The organism is Mycobacterium sp. URHD0025 (assembly GCF_000426065.1).
Classification (GTDB): domain Bacteria; phylum Actinomycetota; class Actinomycetes; order Mycobacteriales; family Mycobacteriaceae; genus Mycobacterium.
Genome location: NZ_AUEQ01000001.1, coordinates 179,786 through 206,523 on the forward strand (window position 1 = coordinate 179,786; position 26,738 = coordinate 206,523).

At 68.1% G+C, this 26,738-nt stretch carries 24 protein-coding genes; 8 read left to right on the forward strand and 16 right to left on the reverse strand.

Features of this window, described 5'->3' with window-relative positions; all coding sequences use genetic code 11:
• Nucleotides 1–3: 3 nt before the first annotated feature.
• Nucleotides 4–1,203, forward strand: coding sequence for an alpha/beta hydrolase family protein (locus H977_RS0100840; RefSeq protein ID WP_029106084.1), 1,200 nt, complete (start codon nt 4–6; stop codon nt 1,201–1,203).
• Here H977_RS0100840 and eccE read toward each other — a convergent pair.
• The 13 genes from eccE to H977_RS0100905 form a co-directional block, all read right to left on the reverse strand.
• Nucleotides 1,159–2,082 carry a type VII secretion protein EccE gene (gene eccE, locus H977_RS0100845; protein ID WP_029106085.1) on the reverse strand — a complete coding sequence of 308 codons (924 nt, stop codon included), beginning with the start codon at nt 2,080–2,082 and terminating at the stop codon, nt 1,159–1,161. The two genes, H977_RS0100840 and eccE, sit on opposite strands and share 45 nt — an antisense overlap.
• Nucleotides 2,079–3,452: a type VII secretion-associated serine protease mycosin gene (gene mycP / locus H977_RS0100850; protein ID WP_029106086.1), complete on the reverse strand. Its 1,374-nt coding sequence runs from the start codon at nt 3,450–3,452 to the stop codon at nt 2,079–2,081. Before mycP ends, eccE begins: the two co-directional genes overlap by 4 nt.
• 7 nt (nt 3,453–3,459) lie before the next feature.
• On the reverse strand, nt 3,460–4,875 hold the full coding sequence (eccD, locus tag H977_RS0100855) for a type VII secretion integral membrane protein EccD (RefSeq protein WP_029106087.1): 1,416 nt from the start codon (nt 4,873–4,875) through the stop codon (nt 3,460–3,462).
• 2 nt (nt 4,876–4,877) lie between these two features.
• Entirely contained in the window at nt 4,878–5,783 is a 906-nt protein-coding gene (locus tag H977_RS0100860; protein ID WP_029106088.1) for an ESX secretion-associated protein EspG, read from the reverse strand.
• Between the two features lie 21 nt (nt 5,784–5,804).
• On the reverse strand, nt 5,805–6,092 hold the full coding sequence (locus tag H977_RS0100865) for a WXG100 family type VII secretion target (protein WP_029106089.1): 288 nt from the start codon (nt 6,090–6,092) through the stop codon (nt 5,805–5,807).
• 29 nt (nt 6,093–6,121) lie between these two features.
• Nucleotides 6,122–6,415 carry a type VII secretion system protein EsxG gene (gene esxG / locus H977_RS0100870; protein WP_029106090.1) on the reverse strand — a complete coding sequence of 98 codons (294 nt, stop codon included), beginning with the start codon at nt 6,413–6,415 and terminating at the stop codon, nt 6,122–6,124.
• Between the two features lie 61 nt (nt 6,416–6,476).
• Complete coding sequence (locus tag H977_RS0100875; protein ID WP_029106091.1) at nt 6,477–8,024, reverse strand: PPE family protein; 1,548 nt, start codon at nt 8,022–8,024, stop codon at nt 6,477–6,479.
• 1 nt (nt 8,025) lies between these two features.
• Complete coding sequence (locus tag H977_RS0100880; RefSeq protein ID WP_029106092.1) at nt 8,026–8,337, reverse strand: PE family protein; 312 nt, start codon at nt 8,335–8,337, stop codon at nt 8,026–8,028.
• Entirely contained in the window at nt 8,337–12,305 is a 3,969-nt protein-coding gene (locus tag H977_RS0100885; RefSeq protein WP_029106093.1) for a type VII secretion protein EccC, read from the reverse strand. The genes H977_RS0100880 and H977_RS0100885 overlap by 1 nt, the downstream gene beginning before the upstream one ends.
• Nucleotides 12,305–13,858, reverse strand: a complete 1,554-nt coding sequence (gene eccB, locus H977_RS0100890; RefSeq protein ID WP_029106094.1) for a type VII secretion protein EccB — start codon at nt 13,856–13,858, stop codon at nt 12,305–12,307. The genes H977_RS0100885 and eccB overlap by 1 nt, the downstream gene beginning before the upstream one ends.
• The gene (gene eccA / locus H977_RS0100895; RefSeq protein WP_196808144.1) at nt 13,855–15,681 is read right to left on the reverse strand and encodes a type VII secretion AAA-ATPase EccA; all 1,827 of its coding nucleotides are present in this window, start codon (nt 15,679–15,681) and stop codon (nt 13,855–13,857) included. Before eccA ends, eccB begins: the two co-directional genes overlap by 4 nt.
• Nucleotides 15,682–15,810: 129 nt before the next feature.
• A complete protein-coding gene (locus H977_RS0100900; RefSeq protein ID WP_029106096.1) occupies nt 15,811–16,704 on the reverse strand; it encodes a class I SAM-dependent methyltransferase in 894 nt (297 codons plus the stop codon).
• Nucleotides 16,705–16,734: 30 nt separating this feature from the next.
• Nucleotides 16,735–17,637 carry an oxygenase MpaB family protein gene (locus H977_RS0100905; protein ID WP_029106097.1) on the reverse strand — a complete coding sequence of 301 codons (903 nt, stop codon included), beginning with the start codon at nt 17,635–17,637 and terminating at the stop codon, nt 16,735–16,737.
• A 76-nt stretch (nt 17,638–17,713) separates the two neighbouring features.
• Here H977_RS0100905 and H977_RS0100910 point away from each other — a divergent pair, with 76 nt between their 5' ends.
• Together H977_RS0100910 and H977_RS0100915 are read left to right on the forward strand one after the other, a co-directional pair.
• The gene (locus H977_RS0100910) at nt 17,714–18,328 is read left to right on the forward strand and encodes a TetR/AcrR family transcriptional regulator (RefSeq protein ID WP_029106098.1); all 615 of its coding nucleotides are present in this window, start codon (nt 17,714–17,716) and stop codon (nt 18,326–18,328) included.
• A gap of 1 nt (nt 18,329) precedes the next feature.
• Complete coding sequence (locus H977_RS0100915) at nt 18,330–19,139, forward strand: helix-turn-helix transcriptional regulator (RefSeq protein ID WP_029106099.1); 810 nt, start codon at nt 18,330–18,332, stop codon at nt 19,137–19,139.
• On the opposite strand, the gene H977_RS0100920 is transcribed toward H977_RS0100915, so the two are convergent.
• Entirely contained in the window at nt 19,129–20,532 is a 1,404-nt protein-coding gene (locus H977_RS0100920; protein ID WP_029106100.1) for a carboxylesterase/lipase family protein, read from the reverse strand. The genes H977_RS0100915 and H977_RS0100920 overlap by 11 nt on opposite strands.
• Entirely contained in the window at nt 20,525–21,442 is a 918-nt protein-coding gene (locus H977_RS0100925; RefSeq protein ID WP_029106101.1) for an MBL fold metallo-hydrolase, read from the reverse strand. The genes H977_RS0100920 and H977_RS0100925 overlap by 8 nt, the downstream gene beginning before the upstream one ends.
• A gap of 101 nt (nt 21,443–21,543) precedes the next feature.
• Between H977_RS0100925 and H977_RS0100930 the strand changes: the two genes are divergently transcribed.
• Together H977_RS0100930 and H977_RS0100935 are read left to right on the forward strand one after the other, a co-directional pair.
• Nucleotides 21,544–22,425: a helix-turn-helix transcriptional regulator gene (locus H977_RS0100930; protein WP_029106102.1), complete on the forward strand. Its 882-nt coding sequence runs from the start codon at nt 21,544–21,546 to the stop codon at nt 22,423–22,425.
• Between the two features lie 7 nt (nt 22,426–22,432).
• On the forward strand, nt 22,433–23,269 hold the full coding sequence (locus H977_RS0100935) for an SAM-dependent methyltransferase (RefSeq protein WP_036474741.1): 837 nt from the start codon (nt 22,433–22,435) through the stop codon (nt 23,267–23,269).
• Nucleotides 23,270–23,284: 15 nt separating this feature from the next.
• Here H977_RS0100935 and H977_RS0100940 read toward each other — a convergent pair whose 3' ends face one another.
• Nucleotides 23,285–23,863, reverse strand: a complete 579-nt coding sequence (locus tag H977_RS0100940; RefSeq protein WP_029106104.1) for a VOC family protein — start codon at nt 23,861–23,863, stop codon at nt 23,285–23,287.
• A gap of 119 nt (nt 23,864–23,982) precedes the next feature.
• Here H977_RS0100940 and H977_RS0100945 point away from each other — a divergent pair, with 119 nt between their 5' ends.
• Genes H977_RS0100945 through H977_RS0100955 form a run of 3 tightly spaced genes read left to right on the forward strand, consistent with a single transcriptional unit; the run spans nt 23,983 to nt 26,701 of the window.
• Entirely contained in the window at nt 23,983–24,612 is a 630-nt protein-coding gene (locus H977_RS0100945) for a TetR/AcrR family transcriptional regulator (protein ID WP_029106105.1), read from the forward strand.
• The gene (locus tag H977_RS0100950; RefSeq protein WP_029106106.1) at nt 24,609–25,736 is read left to right on the forward strand and encodes an alpha/beta hydrolase; all 1,128 of its coding nucleotides are present in this window, start codon (nt 24,609–24,611) and stop codon (nt 25,734–25,736) included. The genes H977_RS0100945 and H977_RS0100950 overlap by 4 nt, the downstream gene beginning before the upstream one ends.
• Entirely contained in the window at nt 25,712–26,701 is a 990-nt protein-coding gene (locus tag H977_RS0100955; protein ID WP_196808145.1) for a 2-hydroxyacid dehydrogenase, read from the forward strand. The genes H977_RS0100950 and H977_RS0100955 overlap by 25 nt, the downstream gene beginning before the upstream one ends.
• The last annotated feature ends 37 nt before the right edge of the window (nt 26,702–26,738 follow it).

Consider the following 26,738-nt stretch of genomic DNA (forward strand, 5'->3'; position numbering starts at 1 on the left):
CTCGTGGAGCCGTCCAGCGCAGATCCGGTGGAGCCCCCGATTCCTGTTCCGGACGTCCCCGGCGGCGATGCCGGTGCCCGGGGACTGCCCCGACGTTCTGACCTGACCTCGCGGCAGCGCGCCATCGTCGACGCCTCCGCGGCGGCCGACATCGCGTTGCGCACCGGGGTCGCCTCGATCGTGGCCACGTCGATGGTGCCGACCACCCTGGCATCGATTGTGCAGCCGTCGAAATCCCGAACCGAGCACGACCACATGCGGTTCTACGCGGAACTGGCTGCGGCCCAAGATCCCGCGGTGTCGTTCCCGGCGCCGACCCGACCACCTCGGGTCTCTACTCGCCCCGCCAATCCGGTGGCCGAGATGATCGCGCACGGCCGGGTGGAGAACATCCGGTTCGACAGCGGGTTCACCGCCGTCAACCCCGCACTGCGTGAGATGTGCGGCGGGTTCAGGCATAACAACGTTGTCCGCGCACAACATTGGCGCCACGACGACGGGCCACATCCCACCCTGTGCGTGATCCACGGCTTCATGGGCTCGCCGTATCTGGCCAACGGCCTGTTCCTGTCGCTGCCGTGGTTCTACCGCTCCGGCTACGACGTGCTGCTGTACACCCTGCCGTTTCACGGCCGCCGCGCCGAACGGTTCTCACCGTTCAGCGGTTACGGGTTCTTCTCCCACGGATACGCGGGCTTCTCCGAGGCCATGGCCCAGGCAGTGCACGATTTCCGCTCGGTGATCGACTATTTGGAGTCCACCGGTGTCGACCGGATCGCCCTGACCGGAATATCGCTCGGCGGCTTCACCTCGGCGCTGCTGGCCAGTGTGGACGTCCGGATTCAGGCCGTGGTCCCGAATGTGCCTGTGGTGACGCCCGATCGCACGGTCGACGAGTGGTTTCCGGCCAACAAGCTGGTGGCGCTACAGCGACTCGTGGCCCGGACCGATCCGGCGCTGACCGAAGCGGCCGCACGGTATGCCTCACCGCTGAACTACCGCCCCCTGGTGCCCAAGGAACGACGGCTGATCATCACCGGGCTCGGTGACCGGCTGGCTCCACCGCAGCAGGCCGAGATGCTCTGGGAACACTGGGGTCGCTGTGCGTTCCACTGGTTCCCGGGCAACCACCTACTGCATGTGAGCCAGCCGGACTACCTACGCCGGATGACCCGCTTCCTGCGGGATTTCATGTTCGACTGACACCGGGCGCAGCACCGACTGCGGCGGCACGGCGGGCGCACCTTCCACCCGCTGCACCGACAGTGGATTCAGCGCAGCCAATACCGGACGGTGCCGGCCACGCGCCGGCGTCAGACCGGCCAGCGGAGCCTTGCGTGAGGGCCGGTCCTGCGTGCGGATCGCGGCGCCCACCGTCAACCGCGGTTGCGCCGGAGATCCGGTGAACTCCAGCGCCGTCCAGGTTTCCTGGGCGGGCAGGGCACCGATCCCGGCGAGTGCGGCCTCCAGCTTGTCATTGACCTTGACGCGATATGCCGCGACGTAACCGGACTCGTCCTTGACCCCGCGCCAGGTCTCCTTGCCCGGGTCGGGCAACGGGGAATCGACCCCGTCGACGATCGTGACCGTCCAGCCCTGCTCGCGCAGATGATCGGCGAGCCGACGCCCGACGATCTCCGTGGTGTCCCGCAACGGGATTCGCGATGATCGGGCGCGCAGCGCATCGAGATTGTCGACGGCGGCCACGGTCAGGCTGATCCAGCTGCGGCGCGAACCACCGGCGTCACGATGGGTCACACGGACCTTGTCACAACGGACTCCATAGCGGTCGAGGTAGCTGACGACGGCCGGTAGCTGGGCCGGGTCCGCTGGGTCGACGCGCAGCACCACGGTCTCTGAATCGACCGGCTGCTCAGGCTGCTTCTTGGCGAGGTTTCGCCGCCACACCGCGAGGTGCCTGGCGATCCGGGTGGTCAGGAACAACCCACCCCACCAGGCCAGCAACAGCACCACGGCGGCGACGGAGATCCCGAGCACCCAGCGTTCGGTGTCGGTCTGCCAGGGCCGGGCCAGGACCGCCGCGACGATGAAAAGGGACGCCAACGCGAGTCGGGCGGTCATGAATGGTCCTTCCGTCGATATGCGCCGAACGCGACAACGAGGGCCGCCAGCGCAAGTGCCCCGGTGCCGGCGAAAGCGACGATCCGCCCGGTGTTGTCACGCGGAGCCGGTTCTGCCGGTGCGGCAATGGGTTTGCCTGCGGGAACCGCCGGGCCGTCCAGCGGCATGTCGGCGACGTCCCAGGTGAGCGCGGCCACCGGATCGACACCACCGGCGCCGATCACGTTCGACGGCGAGCGGGAGGCACCCTGGGCCGTGGTGGTGAGCCGGTGCACCACCTGACGTGCGTTCAGGTCGGGAAACTTGCTGCGCACCAAGGCCGCAACGCCGGACACGTACGCCGCGGCATAGCTGGTGCCGTTGAGCGGGATCAGCTTGTCCCGCTCGGAAGGCATGGCGTTGGACAGCCCTCCGCCGGGCGCATTGCTCACCGAGGAGATGTTCTCCCCGGGCGCCGCGATACCCACCCACGGGCCTGCCATGGTGAACGCGGAGGGCTGGCCCGTCGCGTTCAGCGCCCCGACGGACAGCACGTACGGCTGCCACCACGACGGGATGGACACCGAGGAGACGCCGCCCCAGTTGCGGGGATCGCTCGGGCTGCCGGACAACGGGTTTGACCCGCACGCCGATCCGGTGGTGACACCGCCCTGGGTGTTCCCGGCCGCGGCGACGATCACCGCGTCCTTCTCGACCGCCGCATAGCGAAGTGCCGCACCGAGTTCGGTTTGATCGATGGGCTTGTCGGCGGGCATGCAGGTGACCACCGAGATGTTGATGACGCGCGCGCCCATGTCGGCCGCCCGCACCACGGCGCGGGCCAGGCTCGCCACATCGGCCGCCGCACGGGCCTCGACGATGTCGGCACCGGCGGCGCGCGGGGCGAACCGCGTGGAGTTCTGCCGGATCGAGATCAGCCGGGCCTCGGGTGCCACGCCGGAGAAGCCGTCCGCTCCGGGTTGGCCGGCGATGAGACCTGCCACCGAAGTGCCATGGCCGTCACAGTCGGTCAGGCCGTCGGTGGACTCGATGAAGTCACCGCCACCCTCGACATGGGGCAGCCGCGGCCCGGGCTGCACTCCGGTGTCGATCACCGCCACGGTCTGGCCCTGCCCGCGGCTCTGCTTCCACGCACCGGAGAGGTTCAGCGCCAACTGGTTCGGATTGACCGCGCCGGGATCGCTGCCCGGCAGGACCCCGGTGGCGGCGCATTCCGAGCGTTTGGCCATCGCCTCCACCGGACCGGCACTGCCTGCCGGCGGGGCGACCTGCGGGTCGACCTCGGGCGGGCTGATGGCGCCCGCCGACGGGGAGCCGACCAACAGCACCAGACCGGCTGTGGCCAGAACTCCCAGGCTCTTGTGGATCACCGATTCATCACCTGTCGAGAACGAGGCTGAACAGCCCGATGAGGAAGGCCATCACCGGAATCAGCGAGGCGTCGAGCCCGGTGGCCAGGAAGCCCACCAGACGCCTCATCGGCAGCGAATACGTGTCCGGCGAGGCCGCCCGCGGATTCAGTGCGGCGAAGACCCACACCACGACCAGAACGGCGAGCACGGCCAGCGCCAGCCAGGCGGCCTGATAGCGGCCGTCGATCGCGAAAGCCACCAGCAGCGCGACAGTCAGCAGGTACGGATGGCCCAGCAGCCACGCCTTGCACGAGACCGAGTCCCACACCCGGGCCCGCAGAGCGGCACCGAGCGCAGCGGCCACCACGACATACCAGGCCCACGGCGATGCGGTCGGCGAGCCGACCAGGGTCACCGACCCGGCCACACCGAGCAGCACACCCGCAGCGATCACACCGGTCTGGTGCGACTGGCTGACCCGGACCCGGCGAGGCAGATCGGCCAGCACCGACAGGGGCTGCGCCGACGGCGACGGATCGCCCGGCGCGGGGATGACGGGCAGCGGGAAGCGCGCCCACATGGCCGAAAGCTGTGCGGCCTGAACGGTGACCACCAGGGCGATCAGGATCAGCGCGCAGCCGATCACCGTCGAGGAGATCTCCCACAGCGTGGCGGCCGCGGCGACCAGGAGCACGCCTGCACCGGCCACCGTGGTGGCGGTGAACACCGCGATACCGCGGTCATCGCGCGAGCTGGCCATACTGATCAACGACCATGCGGCCACCCCGGCTGCGGCCAGCAGAATGCTGGGCGCACCGAAATCGCCTGGCACACCGAGTGCGAACGCCGCGGCCACAGGCACCAACGCGGTGACGGCCAGCGCGGTCGCCAGTACCGGCGACCGGCCTCGGGTCGACAGCGCGGCCAGCACGGTAGCGATGGCGATACCGCCGACGACGAAAAGTCCGAGCAGTTCACCGGTCAACACTCGGTGGGCGACGGCCAGGCCCGTGCCCACCAGGATCAGCCCGATGAGGGCCAGCGATGCGTACCGCGCGATGTGGGCAGCACCCCACGGGCGCTGGCGGGCCGCGGAGAAGATCACGGCGGCGTCGGCGATGTCCTCCACGATGCGCGGGGCGGCCGGACCAGCCGGAACCGCTTGCAGCGCAAGCAGGTCCCCGTCCACCACACCGACCGTGTCGAGCGTGGCATCCAGGCTGTACGGCGCTCCCCCGACGGGGGCGAGGCTCAGCCGTACCGGGTCCGGGGCGCTCGCGCCGTCGTCCCCGCCGGCAGGGCGCACGATGCGCTCGACCGCGGGCAGTATCTCGCGCAGCGGCAGCTCGGACGGCAGGGCCATCTCGGTCAGCCGGCCGCGATCGTCTCCGGCGGCCAGTACGGCCACCCGAACGATCGGCATCACAGTGTTGTCGGACATTCCTATGCTTTCTGGGTTCTTCTCATGGAGCGTGAATCTCGGTGGGATACATCGTCGGATAGAGCGTCGTTGACGGCTTCGCTGTCGAAGTCGCGGATCAGCGGTTGGTCGGGGAACCAGGAGCCGCTGGGTAGGGAGGCGGTGAGACGTTCGACCGCCATGGCGATCGAGTCCGCATCACCCGCCGAGAAGGTCGAAATCCACTCCCCGTCGAAGGCTTTCGACGGGGCGACCAGGATCCGGCCTTCGGGGGTGTCGATGATGCTGACGCCCACCTGGGTGGTGACCCGGTGACCGTCGCGGTGCTCTCCGGCCACGATCTCCACATAGGTGCGGCGTCCGTCGAATACCGACTCCACGATCGGTCGGGCCGAGGCCGGAACACCCAGGAATCCCAGCACTTCGATCAGCGGCGTGCCGTTGCGGATCTGCTCGTCGGCACGAGCACCGGCCGCGGCCGGTAGCGCGAATTCCTCGAACCGCGCCGGCCCGCGACGCGACAGCCCGGCGGTGAGCACCGGAACCAGCGCGTGGGGGTGGTGGATGTCCATCTCGGTGAACGTCACCAGTTGTGCATTGCGCAACACGACGACCGTACGTCCGTCCTGCCGTGCCACAATCCCGCGCAGCAGGTCCCCCGGGCCGGAGACAAACCGCAAGTCGAGCCACTGGGTTGCCCGGCAGGCCAGCCGGACCCATTGCGCCACTTGCGGATTGACTCCACCACTGGCGTCGAGCACGCCCATCCTGGTCAGTTCAGCGGTCTGTTCGGCGACAAAACCGGACCGCTGCGCCGGGTCGCTGTAGGGCGGCGTGATCGCCAGCACCCACGGGTACGCCCCGGCGCCGAGTACCTCGGCGAGGTACCAGGCCTGATCGGTGGTCAGCTCGACGGCATTAGCGCCCACTGTGCCCAATGTGGCCAAGCATCAGCCCCACTTGGCACCTTCGGCCGCGTCGCGCGCACTCATCGACATGGTGTTCATCTCGTGAGTGGAGGCCATCGCCCGGTAGGCCCGGGTCAGCTCCTCCATGGCCTGGTTCCACTGGGCCTGCCAGGCCTGGTAGGTCATACCGGTGTCACCCTGCCAGGCGCTGCTCAGCGCGGACTGCTCGGCGGCGATGTCGGCACCGACGGCGTGCAGCGCACCCGAGTAGGTCGTCATCTCTCCGGCGTGAGCCAGCATGGCCGGGTAGTTGTACATGATTTGGGACATGAAAACTCCTGTATCCGTTGCTTGTTCGGCTAGACCGAGGTGTAGGTGCTGGCGGCGGCGGCGTCCTGGGCGACGTAGGTGCCCGCGGCGTCACCGAGGTTGAGCTGAGCGATGTCCAGCAGGGCGTTGACCTTGGCCGACACCTCGACGAATCGGGCGTGTGCGGCCTGGAACGCGGCAGAGGCCTCGCCCATGTGGAAGGCCTGCGAGGACATGGCGGCCTGCTCGGCCTGCGCGATGGTGCTGCGCATCAGTGCGGCCTTGGCGCCGAAGGCGGCCTCGGAGGCGATCAGCTGGGGAATGTGAGCATCCAACAGGCTCATGGATTTTCCTTTCGGGTCGTAGACATTTGGCGGTGCGTCGAACGTGATGAAAGTGATCTGGTCAGCTGCGCGTACCCCCTTGCGAATCGCCTGGTTCCCAGGAACCGGGCAGCATCGGCGACACGGGACTGTCGTCGTAGCTCTCGCCGGCGAGCGTCGTCAGCCCGGCCGCGGTCGCGTCGGATTTCGTTTCGGTACCGGTGAATCCCATCGTGCCCGCGCCACTTTCAGAGGCTCGCACCCGGGGTTCCGGCTGTGGCGCGGGATCCGGGTCGGGTGCCTCGTAATCCATGTAGGCATCGGCGTAGGCGCGATCTTCCACTACCGCACCCCGTTTGCGCCGACGCTTGCGGCGTGCCGCCAGCGATGCGGCCACTCCTGACGCGGCGGCGGGAATCCCCGAGGCGGGCGCTTGCGCGCTGGCCTTGTCCCGCAACGTCGGAGTGAACCCCTCGCCCGGATCGCGGCCGGCCACCGCGTACATCGGCAACGGTGCCGCCGCTGCCGCGGGGGCCGCCGGGGCGCCTGCCGCGGTGGCGCCGCCACCTGCGGGTGCACCGGCACCCACCGCGGTGCCACCGGGGCCGGGCAGGCCTGCCAACGGGTAGGAATGTTGTTGCTCGACCCGCGGCGCGACCTCGGCGGGCGCGTTCGCGGGTGCCGGCTCCGCGGGCGGTTGCGTGACATGGTCGATCAGCAGCACCAGCCCGGTGATCCCCAGCGCCGCGAGCGCGGGGATCAGGAACGGTGCCGCCAGGATCATGCCCCACGTCGGCCATCCGACCAGGTTGGTGAAGACCTGGTAGGCGACAGCGGACAACAACGGTCCCCAGGTACCCCACGCGCCGATCGGGTCGGTCATGAAGTCGTTGAGCAGCTTGCTCAAATTGCCGAGCGGGTCTTTGAGGAAGTCGATGATGTCCTGGCCACCGGGCACGTTCTTCAGGTACTGCTCGAGCAGGTCGGACAAGAAATTCGAACTGTCCATCGCCGAACCGGATTCACCGGCCTGGGCCTGCGTCGTCATCTGCTGCGCGTCGGCCGAGGCGGTGCCGGCCTCCCCCACACCGGGTTTCAGCAACATCGGTGACGGTGTACTGGTCGGCGCCGCCATGACCGCGGCTCCCGCGACAGCCTGGTAGGTGGCCATGGTGGTGGCCGCCTGGATCCACATCCGGACGTAGTCGGCCTCGTTGACCGCGATCGGGATCATGTTGATACCGAAGAAGTTCGTCGCGATCAGGACGCCGTGTACAACGTGGTTCAGCGCGATCTCGGGCAGCGTCGGCATGGTGGCCACTGCCGTGGTGTAGGCCGCGGCTGCGGTCTCGTGCTGTACCGCCACTGCGGCACTGTTGGCACTCTGCTGCGCCAACCACGTCAGGTACGGCCCGTGGGCGGCGACGTACTGCTCCGAACTGGGCCCCTCCCACGCCCCGGCTTGCACCCCGCCCAGAACACTGGTGAGTTCCGCTGCCGCCGAGGCGTATTCGGTGCTCAGCGACTGCCAGGCCCCCGCTGCGGCCAGCAACGGCCCGGCGCCGGGACCGCTGGAGAGCAGCGTCGAGTGCACCTCGGGCGGTAGGGCCATCCAGATGGGGGCGGTCATGTCAGAGGCCGCGCGCGATCATGTAGGACGAGGCGGCCATCGCGTCACCGGTGATGTAGCTGGCACCGGACTCGGCGACACCGACACCCGAACGGCCGAGCTCCTCCACACCCTGAGCGGCCAGCGTCGAGTGCTGGGCGCCGTGGGCGCTGAAGCCGGTCGCGGTCTGCAACGAGACCGGATCCGCGGCAGGCGGGATCACCGCCGAAACCAGGGGGGCGGCCGCCGCGTGGGCTGCGGCCAGGCGCGCGGTGAGCGCCTCGACGGCCGCACTGGCGGCGGTCAATCCTTCTGGAACTACCCGCAATGTCATCAGAATTCCTTTCTCCCGTTGTTCACGGACAGTGCCGCGTCATCGATGAGTGGGTTGACGAGCTGAACGAACTCGGGCGCGTCGCCGTCGCCGAGCAACATGCCGCGTCCCGCGGGAAATCGGGCGAACCGATGTCCGCGGAGCTTGCCGCTGTCGGCGGGATTGCCGGACAGCATCAACGTGGTCGCCTGTAGGTCGTTGAGGCGACGCAACAGGGGCGCGGTCATCACGGCGTGCGCCGATCCGGTGGCCCGGGCCGTGACGATGACGCGTAGGCCCAGATCCGATGCCTCGGCCAACAGGCCCACGATGTTGGTCCACGGCCGTTGCCCGGCGAACTGCCCACTGATCGCGGGCCCATCGGGGATCTGGTCGACGTCGTCGATGATCAGGTAGTGGATGTGTCCGTCGGACCCCGTCCGCTGGCTCCAGGCGCTGAGCTCCTGTGCACTCAAACCGGCAGGCGGACGGCGCTTCTCGATGAGTGCCGACAGGCCCAGCATCGCCGGTAGCACGCGGTCGATGTTGGCGGTGTACTCGTTGTCGGGGAACAACGGCTCTTCCACCAGGTGCAGTCGCCGGTCGATGACCGTGAAGGCCACTTCATCGGGCCGGGAGTTCTCCCGGATGGTCCGGATGATGTGCCGCAGCAGCGTGGTCTTGCCTGACTTCGCGTCGCCGAACACCGCCAGCAGCGGGTTGTTCTTGAAGTCGAGCACCACCGGCGCCAGGTCCTCTTCGCGCTGGCCGATGACCACCTGCTCGGGAGCCGGGTACAGCGGTGCCAGCGCGGCGGGGGCCAGCGCGGTGGGCAGCAGGCGCACCGGCGGTGCGCTCTGTCCCGGGTAGCGGGCGTTGATGACGGCGATGTCGCTGAGTTCCGGCTGGGCGAACAGGAAGTGTTCGGCCGCCATGGTCAGACCGCGGCCCGGCTGATCGGCAGGCACGGACTCCGCGGGCCGGCGCAACGCGCCCACCACCCGCACGATGCTGTCGTGGCTGTCGTGCAGCTTGAGCTCCAGTCGCAGGCCCAGGCCGTCGCGCATCGCCAGCGGCACCTCCAGCCAGTTCGGCGTGGTGATGACGACATGGATGCCGTAGGACAGCCCGGTGTTGGCCAGCTCGGTGACCTTGGCCAGCAAGGGGTTACGGGTATTGAAGGTGTCGGTGTTGTCCCGGCTGAAGGCATACAGGTTGTCGATGATCAGGAAGACCTCGCCGTAGCCATCGGAATAACTACCCACCCGGCTGACCGCGCCCTGCCGCTGGCGCGCCCGCAGCAACTGCTCGAGCTCACCGAAGGTACGGCGGATGCGCTCGGGCTCCAGCGGGGTCGCCACACTGCCGACGTGCGCCAGGTCCGTCAGGCCGGCGAGCTGCCCGCCGCCGTAGTCCAGGACGTAGAAGCTCACCTCGCTCGGCGAGTGCAACGCGGCGGCCGACAGGACGAACGTCTGTACGGCGGTCGACTTACCCGATCGAGGTCCACCGTGGATCAGCACATTGGCTGCCGACGAGTTGGCGTCGAACACCAGGGCATCGCGGCGCATCTCGAACGGTTTGTCGATCTCGCCCAGCGGCCAGCGCAATTGGCCGGCTTCGATGTCGGTGCCGGCCAGCACGTCGTCCAGTGCGATGACGTTGTCCAGCGGCGGCAGCCACAGCTTGGGTGCCTGCGGACCGTAGGCGGCCAGCTGGTCGCCGATGGTGGCGATCAGCTTGCGTGGCGGTGCGACATCGATCTCCGGGTCGTTGGTGACGATGACAGTGTCCGGCTCGGGCTCGACCCGGGAGGCCGTGAACAGCTGCGGCTGCGGCAACGCCCGCACCACGATCGACTTCTCGGCCCGCGGCGGGTCGTAGATGCCGTCGACGTAGGTGCTGCGGAACTTGACCGGCACCGCACCCGGTGCGGGCACCAGGAAGCCCTCGCCCTTGTGCTCCCGGCCCGACTCGATGTGGTAGGCGTCCTCGACCCCGATGATCTGACGAGAGATGCTGGGGCTGGCCACCTTCAGACCGATCCGGTACGAGGTGTTCTTGTCGATGTCCTTGATCCGGCCCACGTCCAGCGTCTGCGACGCGAACAGGATGTGGATCCGGAACGAGCGGCCCTTGCGTGCGACGTAATCGAACAGGTCGGCGTATTCGGGATGCTCGGCGAGCATGAGGGTGAACTCGTCGGCGACCACGAACAGCGTCGGCATCGGCGGAAGGTCATGTCCGGCAGCGATCGCGGCCTCGTACTCGGTGACCGAGTTGAACGCGCTGCCCTGCACACGGCGACCGGCCTCTTTGAGCATCTGCTCACGGCGGGCCACCTCACCACGCAGGGTGTCGGCGAACCGGTCGGCCAGCGACTTCTTCTCGGCCATGTTCGAGATGACCGCGACGACCTGGGGGAAGTGGCGGAAGATGTCGGCGCCGGCCTCACCCTTGAAGTCGGCGTAGATCACGATCAGCCGCTCGGCGGAATGAGTGGTCAACAGCGACAACAGGATCGACATCAGGGTCTGCGACTTGCCCGAGCCGGTCATACCGATCATCAGGCCGTGCGGGCCCATGCCACCCTCGGCCTCGTCCTTGAGGTCGAAGTACAGCGGCTCACCGGTGGCGGTGATGCCGATCGGCACCCGCAGTTCGTCGTCGCGGTTACGCGGTGCCCACAGGCTGGCGACGTCCAGCGACGAGGCGTCCGGGATGTCGAGCAGCGTGGTGAAGGTGGCACCGCCGGTGGCGGTGGACCGCACGTAGCCGGGGTTGGAGTCCCACCGCGACAAGCGACGCGCGATGTGGGCAGCCGCAGCGGCCGACATCGCGTCGGCCTTGTCGACGTAGGGCTGCCAACCGCTGCTCTGCCACCGCTCGATCCGCCCCTCGATGACCCGCAGGATGGGTCGCTCGGGATCGGGGTACTGCTCGCGGTTGGGCAGCTTGTCGCTGCGGTGGATCACGGTCACGCCGGTCAGCCCGGGCTTGCGCGCGATGTCGTCGGGATCGGCCTCGGGATCGTCGAGCACCACGAGCATGTGCTTGAATGCCTGGTCCGCCTCGGCGGGGAAGGCCGGCCGGCCGGCCAGGGCGGAATCGAGTTGTCCACGTAGCTCGGTGACACCGGTGGTCAGGTAGCGCGCCGGACCGACACCGTCGGCCTGGGACGGAATGTCCACGTGTGGCAGCCATTTCAGCCACGACCAGGCGTCGGCATCGACGTCGGGAGAGGCCAGCGCCACACCCAGCATCGTCGGGTCGTGCCAGGTGACGGCCTGGGCGATCCAGGCCCGCAACGCGTCGCGGACCTCGTCGGCCTCACCGATCACGGTGATCCGGGCGAGCTTGGTGACGTCGATTCCGGTCGGGGCGTCGCGCACGGTGCGTTGCACGTCGAGCAGACCGCGAAGGGTGCTGTGCGACACCGGTTCCAGGTCGATCTCGTCGGCGATGTCCTTGACCTTCAGCGCGGCGTCCAGCGGGACGTCGTGCAACCCGGCCCGCAGCACCAGGAAGTCCCGGTCGCGCGGATCGCGCTCCCACTGCCTGCGGGTGCCCGGGATGACGGCCAGCGCCTCGGGCTCGGGATGCGACCACTCCAGCGCCGCGCGCTGCTCGGCGGCGTGGGCACGGACGTTGTCGCGCACCACCGACAGGTAACGCAGGTAGTCGGCGCGCTCGGCGTCGACCTCTTCGGTGCGCATCTTGTTGTCCGAGCCGCGGTAGAGCGCCGTGGCAGCTAGCAGCAGGACGAACGGGAAGAACAGGGTCGTCGGCGAGATCATCCGCATGCCGGTGGCCACCAGCGCCACGATCATGCCCACGATCAGGATGACGATCAGGAAGGGCAGCACCCGGCGCAACAAGGACGGCGGAACCAGCCGCGGCAGCTGCGGCGGCGGTTCGATGGTGATGGTGCCCTTGCGGGTGGTGGGCGGAGCCAGCCTGCGCTGGTGCTCGAAGATCAGCCTACTCATTAGCGGGTCGCCTCCAGGCGGGCAGCATTGGCATTGGGCGACAACGCATCATGTGCGGTCAGGGCATCGCCACGGGACAGGGTCGGGCCGGCCGCGAACTGCGTCAGGATCGACCACGGGATGGGCAGCGCCGGCGAGGTGAAGCCGAGCGCGGCAAGGGTTTTGTCATCGCCTGCGGTGTCGATGCCGTAGCGCACGCCGGTGTCGCTCACCCAGAACAGCGAGCCCGCGGTGGGCGATCCCGGTTCGGCGCCCACGGTCTGCACGAGGTATCCGGTGCCTGGCGTCAGCGCGACCCGGCTGGCCGCGCCGTTGGCGCCCGCGCCAACCAGGTCGACGCTGTGCAGTCCGTCCGGCACCGGCAGGGTGGCGCCCGACAGCACGCTCAGGCGGCTCTCGGTCGCACCGGCGGGCTTGCTCCACTGGGCGCAGGTCACCGGGGCGCCCGAGGCGGACACCAACTCGAGAGGCCGGTCGGGGTAGGCAGCGGTGTCGATACCGCGGGCCACCGGCGTGCGGGCCACCTCGTCGGCGCCGAGACGCGGAGGCTGTTGCAGCCCAAAGGAATCGGTGTTGCGCAGGATGGAGGCCAGCACCGGGGAGATCGGCTGCAGGCCGTCGGGGTGCACCGCGTAGTAGCGGACTGTGTTGTCCGCTTCGGCGGCCGAGACCACCGCACCCACCGGCGCCGGTGTCGACAGCTCGAACTGTGCGGGTGCCCCCGCACCGGCGATGGCCGGCGCGGTCAGGGCGGGTGCTTCGGGGATCGCGTTGAACAGGCCAGCCGCGATCGGCCGCGGGGCCGGGATGTCGGCACCGAAACCGAGAGCATCGGTGACGGCACGGTTGCCGAGGTCGATCGGGCTGCGCTTGCCGTCCCACAGCAGCCAGTCACCCGGGGTGGGACCACCGCTGTGGTGCACCAGCACCGCTTGGCCGGCACTCAGCGGCAGGGCGCGCTCGCCGCCGGAGGCGAGTGTTCCCGCGATCAGCGTCACTCCGGCGGTCTCGCCCGAATTGCTGTCGCACACAGTCCAATCCGCGTCGGCGCTGGTGCTCTGCACCATGCGTTCGGGTGCACCCGGAATGCCGAGCAGGTTGCCGCGCGGGTACTTGTCGATCTCACTGGTCTTGACGGTGGTCGGGTTGTCCGCCTTGCCGGCGATCAGCCGGGCCGAGGTGAGGTTGAGCACCGGATGCAACTGCTCGCCCACCCGCACGTACAGCGCGGCGGTCGACCGGTCGGCCAGCACGGTGTTGGTACCGGCCACCCCGCCCGGGCGGATCAGCGAGAAGATGAAGCAGCCCACCAGGCCGGTGGCCAGGATGAGCGCGCCGGTCAGCACCGCCCGGCTCTGGGTGCGCAGCGGTTCGACCAGCATGCGGGTGTCGTGCAGTGCCACGCCGGAAGCGATGCGGCGCATGACGAATCGCCAACCCGACACCTGATGGCGGGTGACGAATCCGCGCCGGTAGGCCACCTGGTCGGGATTGTCGTTGGACGGCGTGCGGGAAGAGAAGGAGCGGCGCTCGTCAGGCCCTTGGCTGGTCATTCGGGCACCGTCAAGCCCAGGCCGCGCAGCAGCGGGGCAGCCGAATTGTTCACGTCACCGGCGGTGATCGTCATCATCTCCTCGTCGGTGAAGTCGTCATGCTCGGAATGATCGAGGCGGTACTCGCGCTCCTCCTCGGAACGCTCGACCAGGTTTCGCACGAAGCGGCCGTTGCCTGCGATGTCGAGGCAGCGCCGCGGGACCCCGTTGGAGTCCGGCATGGTGGCTTCGGCGAGGTAGCCGAACAGCTTCTCCATGTCGTCGTGGGCGGCCTTCTCGAAAGTGCTGTCGCGCTTTTCGGCCATCCGCTCGGCGATCTCGACGAGCTCGGACGAGGAGTACGACGGGAAGTCGATGCTGCGGGTGAAGCGCGAGCGCAGGCCTTCGTTGGTGTCGAGGAACATGTCGAGGTCCTTGCGGTACCCGGCGACGATCACCACGAGCCGGTCACGGTCGTTCTCCATGCGCGCCAGCAGCGTGTCGATGGCGACCAGACCGAAGTCGTTCTTGGCACCGGTGGACACCAGCGCGTAGGCCTCGTCGAGGAACAGCACGCCGTCGAGTGCGCTGTCGATGATGGCGTTGGTCTTGGCCTCGGTCTCACCGATGTGCTGGCCGATCAGGTCGGCGCGGTGCACCTCGCGGACCGTCTCCTTCTTGAGAAGGCCCAGGCCGCAATAGATCTTGGCCACGACACGGGCGATGGTGGTCTTACCCGTTCCGGGCGGGCCCGCGAACACCAGGTGGTTGGTGCGCTGTGCGACGGCCAGTCCGCGCTCCTGGCGGCGGATCGACATCGCGACCGAGCTCTTGAGCCGGGCGACCTGGAACTTCACTTCTTCCAGACCGATGAACTCGGCCAGCTCGGCTTCGGCCTCGACGAGCAGGTGCGCCTTGCGCTCTTTGGCACCGGGATCGACGAAATCCGACTCCGACGGTTCGGTGTCGGGATCCCACGGGTCGGTGCGGGCGTCGATTCGGGCGGCATTGGTGGTGATCAGCCCGAAAGACGGATCCGACAGGGCTTCTTCGACCTGCTTGTTCTCCGGGTGTGCCGCGAAGAGGTCCTGCAGTACTTCGTTGGCGTCCTCGTCCTCGCCCTGCGCGCGCAGGGTCAGCGCCTTGGCCAGTGCGCCGTCGAGCGCCGCCACCGCGATCGGGCCCGACGGGTCCTCCAGGTACGACAACGCGGGGGCCGGCATGCCGAGCCGCGCCAGCGCGATACCGAGGGTGATCCGCGCGGCGTGCGCGGTGACCTCGTCGAGCGATGGATTGGTGACCACGGGGGTGAGTAGCCGCACCACGTCGGACCAGCGCTCGGCGTGATGGTTGAACGCGACCCGCAGCCAGGTCGCGTTCAGCCAGCCGGGACGACGATCGAGTAGCTCGGCCACCAGCGCGTCGGCCTCGGCGCGTGCACCCGTCGCGTAACGCCGCGCCGCGTAGGCGAGCTGGAAGTCGTCCACCTCGCAGGCCCGGAACTGCAGATAGAGCCCACTGTCATAGAGGAAGCCGAGGGCACCGGCAGCCAGATCGATTTCGCGCTGCAGCAGGCCGGCACTGCCCCGGGTGCGCCACACCGCGTCGATGACCGGTCCGGACCCATCGCCGGCCGCGGCCAGACCGGCCCAGGCGTCACAGTGGTCGTGCGCGATGCGGGTCAGACCAGCAAAGCCGGCCCGGGCCGCGTCGAGATCGGCCGGCCGTTGACGGTCGTTCACCGTCAGGCCCAGCGCACGACAACATGTGGCGAAGCGGCTGATCACATCGCGATCGAGCCGGGGTGCTCCCTGAGGCGGAGCCGCAAGCGTGTCACTACCCATATGCGTGCACGGGAGCGACGAAGCCCCCGATTCTCTCCCTTATGTATGGCTAAGCTAACTTTTGCTGAAGTTAGCATTGCATAACTTAAGTGTCGAGAGGCACCTACTCGCGCTGGCTCGTGAACTGCCTCACCTTTTGGTCGCGGCCACCAAGGTGATAGTTCCCGTCATGAGTCCGGCCTCGGAGTCAGGAGCCGGCACGGGCCGGCCCACGTCGGCCAGCTGCCGGTGCAGGGGTGTCGCCGAGGCGCCCCAGCCCCGCGCCTCGAACCACTGCTCCGCGGGCGCGTGTTGCTGGTTGTACACGAGCGTGAAAAAGGCGTTCTCCTCGCCGGAGGACAGCGCTTCGGCCCGCTTGGCCTCGAACGCCTCATCCGGCATCGGAGCCGCCTCCTCGATCCCGACGAAACTGCCGGGCGCCGCCAGCGCATCGATCCCAGCAAACAGCTGTTCCTGTGCTGAGGCCGGAAGGTAGATCAGCAGCCCCTCGGCGATCCAGGCCGAGGGACGCGACGGATCGAAACCACTCGCTCGCAGCGCCGCCGGCCAGTCCTCCCGCAGATCGATCGCCACCTCACGCCGTTCGGCCGTCGGCGCCTCGCCGAGCCGGTCCATGGTGTCGCGTTTGAATTCCAGGACGCGGGGCTGATCCAGCTCGTAGACCACGGTGCCGTCGGCCCACGGCAGCCGGTAGGCCCGCGAGTCCAGGCCCGCCGCCAAGAGCACGACCTGCTTGACCCCGGCGTCGATGGCTTTGGCGAAGTACTCGTCGAAGTACTTGGTGCGGGCAGCCTGGAAGTTGACGAAGTTCTGGCCGAATTCGGTGTGCAGCGGATGCTCGGGGTCGGTGCCCTCGACTGCGGCCGTCCACTCGCCCCCGACCGCGCGGCAAAACGCCTCGGCATGTTGGTCGACGGCAATCGGATCAGCCTTCTTGGCCTCCAATGCCCTTGAGGCAGCTACGAATAACGCCGTCTGCCCGACGCTCGTGGTGATATCCCAGTTGTCATTATCAGTGCGCACCCGCGCGAGGGTACGCCGCGAATCTGACAGTCAGACCAGCGGACGACCGGTGCGGATCCGCCAGTCGAGATCTTTGAGCAGCAGGTTGAACGGGAATTGCCGCAAGAACGACGGCAGTAGATCGTTGATCGTCCGCAGGACAGCGATCAGCCGGTCGAAACGCCTCTGAGTCATGGCATCCCACGGCAGCCGCATCTCGTCGCGGAACCGCTGCGGGAGAAAACCCGTGGTGATCAGTAGAGCGACCGAGTCGAGCCGGCTCTGCACCACACGGGGCAGCTTCGGGTTCTTGGGCCGGCCCGCCGCGATCGGATACAGATAGCCCCGCACCGTGTCGTCGATGTGCAGCTTCTCCAGCGACTCCTCCCAATACCGGTCGAACGCGGCCCGATCGGCCGGCCACATGTCCTCGGGCACCTGCAGCGTGGTGCCCATCGTGACGCTGTCGCGATAGTGCTGATCGGCCGTCTCGTCGTCCAGCTCGCCGACGAACATCCGGAACACGTCGACCCCGCCCTTGTAGAGGCAGGCAGCCACCCACAGCTGCAGGTTCTTGTCGAACGCGTTGTACTTCACCGGGCTGTCCTCGGTGGAGTACACCTGCGCATGCGCTTTGTTGACGGCGCGCCGGTACGCGGCTTTCTGGGCGTCGGTGCCGCGGGTGGCGACAGCCAGGTAGGTGAAGGTGGTCCTGGCCCGCTTGACCGGGTGCAGGTCTGTGCGGCCGCTGTCGACGCGGCTCTCGACGACGCCGTAGCCGACGCCCGGATTGGCCAGCTGCATGATCACGTTGGCCGGTCCGGCCAGCAGTGCCACACCCATCAACCCGTCGTCGAAGCCGGCGCCCCGCCGGCGGCGTTTGGGCGCGGCCACTGGGCGCGACGAGTCACTCATGGCCCGTTCGACATGCGGGATCGGTTCGCTGACCGTCATGGCCACCCCTTCGAAAACTGAGAACGTGTGATTCCTGATATTGGCCCGACCGCGTGACAGGTGTCAAGATGTTCGGGTGAAGCAGGTCCGTCCGTACCGCGGCATCGAGGCAGCAGACCGCCTCGCGCAGCGGCGTCGGCAACTGCTCGAGGCGGGACTCGACCTACTCGGGGCCGAGGACGGCGAGGTGACGGTTCGCGCGGTGTGCCGCACGGCCGGGCTGGCCGCGCGGTACTTCTACGAGAGCTTCGCCGACAAGGACGACTTCGTCGGCGCGGTCTACGACTGGGTGATCGCGGACATCGCGACCTCGACCCAGGCCGCCGTCGACGCCGTTCCGCTTTCCGACCAGACCATGGCCGGGATGGCCAACATCGTGCACCTGATCGCCCAGGATCGGCGGATCGGCCGGCTGTTGTTCAGCGTCAAACTGTCCAATGAGGTGCTGACCCGCAAACGCGTCGAATCCGTGGCGCTCTTCGCCACGCTGCTCGGTCAGCACGCGGGCGATACCCTGCACTTGCAGGAGAACGACTACCTCAGGGCCACATCATATTTCGCGGTCGGCGGCGTGACACAGACGATCAGCGCGTGGCTGTCCGGCGAGGTCGCACTGACCCCGGAGCAGCTCATCAAACAGTTGCGCTCGATGCTCGACGCAGTGGCCGGCTTGCCTCAGCCGGGGAGCTGACGTGCCGGGCCCGGTCCTGCTCCGCCCCTCCGCGACTCTGGCCGCCCACATTCAATTCTTCGGATACTGGCAGAACACCCAGGCCTCCACCCATCGCAGCCGGGCGCTCCCCCGCGGCGCCGCAACAGTGATCATCGATCTCGACGCCCGCGAGCAGGTCGATTTCTACGCTGCCGATGCCACCACTCGCCTCGACGTCGGCGCGGCGTTCATCGCCGGGGCGGGGGTCACCTCGTACGTCACCCAGATCGACCCGTCTCAGACCGTGCTGACCATCCATTTCCGTCCCGGTGGCGCCGCGGCGTTCCTGCCCGCGCCGCTGCACGAGCTCGAGGACTGCTGCGCCGGCCTGGAAGCGATCTGGGGCCGGGCCGGATCGGCCCTCCGCGACCGCCTGATCGATACGCCCTCGGTACCGACGCGCATCGCACTGGTCGAGTCGTTTCTCTTGGCGCGCATGCGGTCTCGTGATCCTGCCGTGGAGGCGGTCCTGCACGCAGCCGAATGCCGGCCCTCGCTGCGGGTGGCCGACGCCTGCGCGCTGACCGGGATGTCGGCCAGGCGGCTGATCGCGTCATTCCGTTCCGAGGTGGGCCTGACGCCCAAAACCTATCTGCGGGTGCGCCGGTTCCAGGCCGCGATGAGAATGCTCGACGCCGGTGCTGTCCGAGGTGCCCGGATCGCGGCCGATCTGGGCTACTTCGACCAGGCGCATTTCGTCCGGGAGTTCCGGTCGTTCACCGCCATGACGCCGACGCAGTACACCGAGCGCCGTACGTGGTTGCCCAGCCATGTCGGTGTCACCCGGTGAAGCTGCGCGGTATCGACGGCGCCCAGCCCGGGTCCCCGGTGGTGGCGTAGCGAACCCAGGCGCCGTGCATCTCGGCGGCCAATGCGGCGGGAGGTTCCCCGGGCCCGAGCAGGGCGCCGGGACCGCGCACCGACTCCAGGCCGATGGCGTCGAACACGAAGGGGAGGTCGACGGCGTGAGCGGCACCCAGCATGCCGTCCACCGCCGTTGACTGCCAAGAGAATTCGTAGCGGTGCGTCGCGGCGCCCGTCAGCTGGGCATGGTGATGGGCCATCCGGTCGCTCCCGGTACGGAACAACGCGTCACCGAGGATCGACGAGCGCAGCTCACCCCAGCCGGCCGATGGAAAGCGCGCGCGGTAGCGCTGCACCAACGCGGCCGGGTCGGTGTCGACCTGGGCGGCAAGCCGTTCGACGTCATCCAGGGTCGAGGAGTCGAAATGGCCCTGCGGGACAAGGTAGAGATTGCCCTCCTGCGTGTTGGTCCCGATCAGCAGGCCCACCTCGGGATTGAGCTGCCGCGCCGGCTGTTCTTCCAGCACCAGGCTGAACGGGCTCAAACCCAGCAGTGGGTCGAAGCGTTCTCCGGTGCGCAGATCCAAACCGGCCAGCGTGGGGACCGCCTGGACGAGCTGTTCGTCAGAGAGCCGGTCGAATCCGGCGACGGTGGGCTCGACACCCAGTGCCTCAGCCGCAGCCCTGGTGACCCGCGCTGCCTGGTCTGGACTGAACGCACCGAATCCATTGCCGCTCTGCATGATTGCGCGACAGATCAACCGCTGCACACCGGCGGTGGCCAGGACCCCCGCGGTGATCGTCGCGCCGGCGGACTGGCCGAACAGGGTGACATTGCCGGGATCACCGCCGAATCCCTCGATATTGGCCTGAACCCAGCTCAGCGCGGCCAGGACGTCGAGGAGCCCCCGGTTGGCCACCGCCCCGGGCAGGTCAAGGAATCCCGTGATGCCCAGCCGATAGGTGACCGTCACCAGAACCACGCCGTCGCGGGCGAAGGCGGTGCCGTCGTACAGCGGCGAGCGGGTGGAGCCGGCCACGAAGCCACCGCCGTGGACGAACACCATCACCGGGCAGCGCCGCGCGTTCGTCGGGGCCCAGACATTGACCGTGAGGTAGTCGGGGTCGCGCACCCAGCCCGGTCCGAAGAATGCGGACATGTCCAGGCGCCCGAAGCCGTTTCGGCGTAGCTGTGGCGCCGTCGGCGCGGGCCGGGTCACATCGCGCAGGCCGCTCCACGGCTCGTGCGCCGCCGGAGCCGCGAAGCGACCTGAGGCGATGGGCGGGGCGGCGTAGGGAATTCCCAGGAAGGCCAGCGCGTCTCGGGTGCGCGTCCCCCGGACGGGTCCGCCGACGGTGTCGACGATGGGGTCAGTCATTCTCCGCGCCCCTTGTCACCCGGTCGAACAGTGCCCACGCCTTCACCGCGAACCGATCGCCGTCCCGCATCACCTCGGTCGCACCGTGCCCACCGAAATGTGCCGGGATCACCAGGGTGTGGGTATCGGCGGCTTGGCCCAGCACCCGCCGCCGGGTTTCCCGCGCCTGTGCGGGGTCCTCGCAGTAGCAGCTGTTGGTGTCGGGTTCGACGATCTGCAGTGCGGTGTGCATCATGTCGCCGACGAAGACGGCGCGGTCGCGGCCCGACTGCAGTCTGACCACCGCGGACCCGGGGGTGTGCCCAGGAGCCGGTTCCAGCGTGATGTTGGCGTCGAGCTGAAAGGCGCCTTCCCACAACGTGGTTTGCCCGGCCTGGTGAACCGGCGCGACGCTGTCGAGGAAGACGTTGTCCCGGCCCGGGACCGGCTCGCCCCGATTGGCCGGGTTCCAGAAATCGAAGTCGGGTCGCGGCATCAGATAGCTGGCATTCGGGAAGGTGGGTACCCAATCGCCGTCATCGAGGTAGGTGTTCCAGCCGACATGGTCGACATGGAGATGGGTGTTGATCACCACGTCGACGTCCTCCGGAGCGACTCCGGCCCGGGCCAGGTTCCCGAGGAAATCGGTGTCCAGCTGATGCCACACCGGTGCATGCGGCCGGTCCTTGTGGTTACCCACCCCGGTGTCAACCAGGATGGTTCTGCCCTCGCTGCGCAGCAGCCAGGTCTGGATGGCCGAGATGCAGACGTCGTCTCCCGGGTCGTAGAAATCCGGGGCCAGCCAATCCCGGTTGCGCCGCCACACCTCGTCGGTGCTCTCCGGGAAGAACTCCTGCGGCGACAGCCGGACCGAACCGTAGTACTCCATGACCCGGGTCACCGTGACGTCACCCAGCACGATTTCGTTCATGACCCCAGCCTGACCGCGCGACGACCGGTCAACCAGGCACGACCGTGCCTACCACTGGCAGGGATAGGTAGAGGCCCTGAGGCCGGAGGCATAGTGGGGTGATGACCACCGGACAACTCGGCGAATTCCTGCGGGCCCGGCGCGGGCGGCTGCATCCGGAGGATGTGGGACTGTCCCGGTACGGCGAACGCCGACGCGTCGCGGGTCTGCGACGGGAAGAGGTGGCTCAACTGGCCGGCGTGAGCGTTTCCTACTACACCCGGCTGGAACAGGGTCAGTCGGTGAATGCCTCCGAGGCGATCCTCGACGCGCTGGCCCGCGCCCTGCAGTTGGATACTCACGAGCACGCGCATCTGCGGGACCTGGCGTCTCAGCGCGCGCAGCCCACCCGGCGCCCTCCGGTCGAGCGGGTCAGCCCGCTGACGTGCGATCTGTTGCGATCGCTGGATCACCTGCCCGCGCTGGTGATCGGCCGGCGCACCGATGTGCTGGCCTGGAACGAGCTGGGCCATGCCCTGCTGGCCGGCCACCTGGATTTCACGTCGGTGGACCAGCCGGCCACCCGGCCCAACCTGGCCCGGCTGCTGTTTCTCGATCCGCACACCCGCGACCTGTATCTGGACTGGGACCGCAAGGCCCGAGCGGTGGTGGGCAGTCTTCGCCTGGCGGCGGGCCGGCATCCCGAAGACGCACTGTTGTCCGCCCTGGTGGGTGAATTGTCGGTCAAGAGCCCGGAATTCGTGGCGTTGTGGGCTGATCACCGGGTGAAACCGTGCGAGGCCGATTCCTATGACCTGCACCATCCGCTGGCCGGCCCGCTCACGGTGACCATGCAGAATCTGATACTTGCCCGGGACGTCGAGCAATCGCTGTGCGTCGTGACGACGGTGGATGGATCGAGTTCGGCGGACGCGTTGCGACTGCTGTCCCAATCGACCGGCGACAAAAATATCCAAGCCCCCGCCGCTGCCCGACGCCCATGATGGCGACATGACCAACTCAGGACACACTCCAGGCCGGGCCGTCGCCGACACCGGTGTCCTGGTGGCGGCGATCCGTGCCGAGGAAACCCGCCGTCCCGACCGGCTTTTCACCGATCCGTTCGCGGAGCGCCTGGCCGGTGAGTCCGGACAGCGGATGCTCGCTGAAGCCGTCGCCGCCAGCGGGGACAAGTCAACGCTGCAGATCGTGGTGCGCACCCGATTCTGGGACGAGGCACTGCTGGACGTGGTGCCACCCGTCAGGCAGGTGGTGATCCTCGCTGCGGGCCTGGACGCCCGGGCCTACCGGCTGCCGTGGCCCGACGGCACCACGGTGTTCGAACTCGATCAGCCCGCGGTGATCGCGGCCAAGGCTGAGGCGTTGGCCGGCGACGAACCACGATGCCGACGGGTGGCGGTGGGTGTCGACCTCACGCATGACTGGAACGATGTCCTGCGGTCCAACGGCTTTGACCCGGATTTACCAGCGGTCTGGTTGCTGGAAGGGCTGCTGCAGTACCTGGACGAGGGCGCCGTGCGCACGGTATTTGGGCGAGTCGACGCGATGTCGGCTCCCGGTTCGGTGCTGCTCTACGACATCGTCGGCAAGGTACTGCTGGACAGCGTGATGCTGGCCGCGGTCCGCGAACAGATGTCCCGAAACGGGGCGCCGTGGCTGTTCGGCACCGATGCCCCGGCGCAGCTGTGCGAGCCACTGGGCTGGTCGGCTGTCGTCACCGATGTGGCGGAACCGGGGAACAAGTGGGGCCGGTGGTTTGCGCCGGCGGTGCCGATGGACGTGCCCGGGGTGCCGCGTGGTTACTTCGTGACGGCGACCAAGTCCTGACCCCGGGGCGCCGGACTATCCCGCAGGCACCGGAGGCCGACGATCGGCAGCCGTCTTGGGCGCTGCCTGTGCGTCGTCGTCGGTGAATTCCTTGGTCCAACAGGCGAATTCGAGAGTGATTCCGTCCGGATCCAGGAAGTAGAACGACCGCACGTAGACGCCGGGGTGCACCGTCGCCGACGCTTGCATCGGGCTGTCGTCGTGGTTGAGTACCGGACCGACCCGAACGCCCTTGGCCTTGAGCTTTTGCCGGTACTCGTCGAACTTCTCGGCGGGCACATGCAAGGCGATGTGATTGAGCGAGCCGGTGGCGCTGACGAATTCGCCGATGCCGGGGATTGCCGCGGGCGCCGAAATCCCGGGTACACCGTCGGGCGCCTCACGGAACCAGAAGAACGCGATGCAGTCACCGTTCCCCGCGTCGAAGAAGAAGTGCTGGCCCATATCGCCGGGCAGGTCCAGCGATTTGATCAAGGGCATGCCGAGCACGTTGGTGTAGAAGTCGACGGTGCGTGCCATGTCCGCGGACACCAGCGCCACGTGATTGATGCCGCCGAACTCGAACTCCGGGTTGGGATTGTTGGGCTTGATCACGTCGACACTCCTCCGGGGTGGACACCTAAGCTGGCATAACTGCGAATCTGAATCTAACATCAGATTCAGATGTGATCAATGGCCCTGCCGATCCCGCGCCCGTGGGAGTGAGGAAATCCGTGACCGTCAGCCCCCGTACTCCGCTGCCGACCGCCCGCGGCCGCCAGACCCAGGCCGCGATCGACAGCGCCGCCCGCGCGGTGATCGCCCGCAAAGGCATCCTGGCCACCACGATCTCCGACATCGCCTCCGAGGCCGGCCGATCCGCCGCATCGTTCTACAACTACTACGCCTCGAAGGAGGCCATGGTCCGCGAATGGGCGCTGCGCTTCCGCAACGAGGCACGCGAACGCGCGCTTCCCGCCACCGCACCGAATCTGACCAACTGGCAACGCTGCCACCAGGCGGCCTCCGCGCACTGGATGACCTACCGGCACCGCCTGGCCGAGATCATCAGCGTGTCCCAGATGGCGATGATCGACGACGACTTCGCCGAATACTGGGACGAGATCTGCCAACTGCCGATCGCCATGATCACGGAAATGATCAAACACGCGCAGCAACAAGGGTTCTGCCCTGACGACGACCCGCACCTGACCGCGGTCGCATTGGTGTCGATGCTCAACCAGTTCTGCTACACCCAATTGTCCGGCGGGCGCGATGCCGCCGCCGACGACACCGCGTGCATCACCACCCTGGCCAACGTCTTCTACCGCACCATCTACCACGAGGGGAACCCGCGTACATGAGCAAAGCGTCACCGGAAGTGGTTCGCGAGTTCGTCGGGATGGAATCGCCGACCGCCCAACGCGCCGGTGCGGGAGGTCACCCATGCCAGGGTCTGTACCACCGTGGCGCCGGACACAAGCCCACCGTGGCCGTGATCGCCACGCACTACCAAATCGACTTCTCCGAGCACTATCTCGCGGACCACCTGGCCACCAGAGGCATCGGGTTCCTCGGCTGGAACACTCGATTCCGCGGATTCGAGAGCAGCTTCCTGCTGGATCATGCCCTGGTCGACATCGGAGTCGGAGTGCGATGGCTGCGGGAGGCGCAGGGGATCGAAACCATTGTCCTGCTGGGCAACTCCGGTGGCGGATCCCTGATGGCGGCCTACCAGTCCCAAGCCGTCGACCCCAACGTGCGGCCACTGGACGGCATGCGGCCGGCAGCCGGCCTGACCGAACTGCCGCCTGCCGACGGGTACGTGGCGAGCGCGGCCCACCCTGGCCGCCCGGATGTGCTGACCGCGTGGATGGACGCCTCCGTCGTCGACGAAAACGACGCCGTCGCCGCCGATCCCGAACTCGACCTGTGGGACCAACGCAACCCGACACCGTATTCGGCGGAGTTCGTGGCGCGGTACCGCGCCGCCCAGGTGGCACGCAACGAGAAGATCACCGACTGGGCCGAGCGGGAGCTGAAAAGGATTCAGGCGGCCGGGTATTCGGACCGCCCGTTCACGGTGATGCGCACCTGGGCCGACCCGAGGATGGTCGACCCGACGGTCGAACCGACCAACCGACAGCCCAACCTGTGCTACGCAGGCACTCCGATCAAGGTCAACCGATCGGCCCGCGGCATCGCCGCGGCCACCACCGTGCGCAACTGGATCGGCATGTGGAGCCTGCGGCACGCCCAGACGCGGGCAGAGCCGCACCTGGCCCGGATCACGTGCCCGGCGCTGGTGATCAATGCCGACCAGGACACCGGGGTGTATCCGTCCGACGCCAAACGCATCTACGACGCGTTGGCGAGCACGGACAAGGCCCAATGCTCGATCGACACAGATCACTACTTCGCCACTTCGGGTGCGCGCGGTGAGCAGGCCGATACCATCGCCGGGTGGATCGCGAAGCGGTGGCGGTGAACTCCGAGCGGATCAGGGTCCTGGCGCACTTCACCCCCGGGGACAGGGTGCTGGACTTTCTTGCACCGCAACAGGACTGGCTCGACGTGACGTTCTGCGCCGAAGACGATGACGTCACGTTCTACCGGGAACTGCCCTCCGCCGAGGTGCTCTGGCATGTCTTGCGGCCGGTCTCCGGCGATGACCTGGAGAGGGGGCTGCGTCTGCGGCTGGTGCACAAACTGGGCGCCGGGGTGAACACCATCGACGTCGATACCGCCACCCGGCTGGGCATCCTGGTGGCCAACATGCCCGGTGCCAACGCACCGTCGGTGGCAGAGGGCACCGTGCTCCTCATGCTCGCCGCGCTGCGCCGGTTGCCCGAACTGGACCGCGCCACCCGGGAAGGTGCGGGCTGGCCCTCGGATCACAGCCTGGACGAAACCGTGCGTGACATCAGTGGATGCACGGTGGGCCTGCTCGGCTACGGGAACGTCGCCAAGCGGGTCGAGAAGATCGTCATCGCCATGGGCACCGAGCCGTCGCAGGTCATCCACACCAGTACCCGCAATACCGGCCATCCCGGATGGCGCAGCCTGCCAGACCTACTGGCGGCCAGCGACATCGTCTCGCTGCACCTCCCGCTGACCGAGTCCACCCGCGGCCTCCTCGACGGCAAGGCCCTGGCGTCGATGAAGCCGGGTGCCGTCGTCGTCAACACCGCGCGCGGTCCGATCATCGACGAGCCCGCCCTCGTCGAGGCGCTGCGTACCGGGCAGTTGTCCGCGGCCGGGCTCGATGTCTTCGCCGAGGAGCCGGTGCCGCCCGGCAACCCCCTGCTGGAGCTGCCGAATGTGGTGCTCACCCCGCACGTCACCTGGTACACCGTCGACACCATGCGGCGCTATATGACCATGGCGGTCGACAACTGCCGCCGCATTCGCGACGGCGAACGCCTGGCCCACGTAGTAAACGCAGTCAGATAGGCCGCCGGAGTGGCGCGCATCACGCCGGGGTACCCTC